1 protein-coding gene is annotated in these 869 nt (G+C 77.6%); it reads right to left on the bottom strand.

Annotated elements, in window-relative coordinates:
• The coding region (gene truB / locus ND748_RS32970) for a tRNA pseudouridine(55) synthase TruB (protein WP_251750156.1) at window positions 1-767 on the bottom strand (767 nt) is incomplete at its 3' end.
• Window positions 768-869 lie beyond the last annotated feature (102 nt).

Below are 869 nucleotides of genomic sequence, written 5' to 3'. Positions count from 1 at the left end.
GCCACGTCCCGGCGGGCGAAGCCGGCCGAGACGGCCTCCGACAAGCCGATGACCGCCCCCGCGCCCAGCTCGGCGAACGTGTCGAGGCTCACCGCCCGGTCCAGCCCGAACGGCCCCACGACGGTGCGCCGCAGCGCCGTCAGGTGCCCCCCGCAGCCCAACGCAGCCCCGAGGTCACGCGCGAGCGCCCGGATGTAGGTCCCGCTGGAGCAGCCGACCGTCACGTCGAGATCGCAGCCCCGCTGGTCCGCCGCGCCGTCGGCGCCGCGGCGGGCGAGCAGGTCGAAGCGGCGCACCGTGACCCGGCGGGCGGCAAGGTCGACCTGCTCACCGGCCCGCACCCGGGCGTAGGCGCGCACCCCGTCGACCTTGACCGCGCTGACGCTCGACGGCACCTGGTCGATCGGCCCGGTCAGAGCCGCCATCGCCCGGGCGAGCCGCGCGGGGTCGACGTCAACGGGCCGGTCCTCGAGCGCTTCACCCTCGGCGTCGTCCGTCGTGGTGGTGCGGCCGAGCCGGATCGTCGCGTCGTAGACCTTGTCCGTGAGCGCGAGGTGACCCAGCAGCCTCGTGGCCCGGCCGGCGCCGAGCAGGAGCACGCCGGTCGCCATCGGGTCGAGGGTGCCGGCGTGACCGACACGGCGTTGGCCCAGGATGCGCCGCGCGCGGGCGACCACGTCGTGCGAGGTGAGCCCGGGCGGCTTGTCGACGACGACCAGCCCGTCGACCTGCGGCCCCCCCGCCGGGCGGGATCCCCGTGGGCTCACCGGACGCTCACTGCCGGGCCCCAACCGGCCCGTCCCCGGAAAGGGGTGGTGGCAGCCGGCCCGGCCGCGTCGACGCGCCCGGCGGCGGCGTCGGGGCCGGTC

The organism is Frankia sp. AiPs1, from assembly GCF_023716945.1.
GTDB lineage: Bacteria > Actinomycetota > Actinomycetes > Frankiales > Frankiaceae > Frankia.
This window is presented reverse-complemented; position numbering and strand designations above follow the sequence as displayed.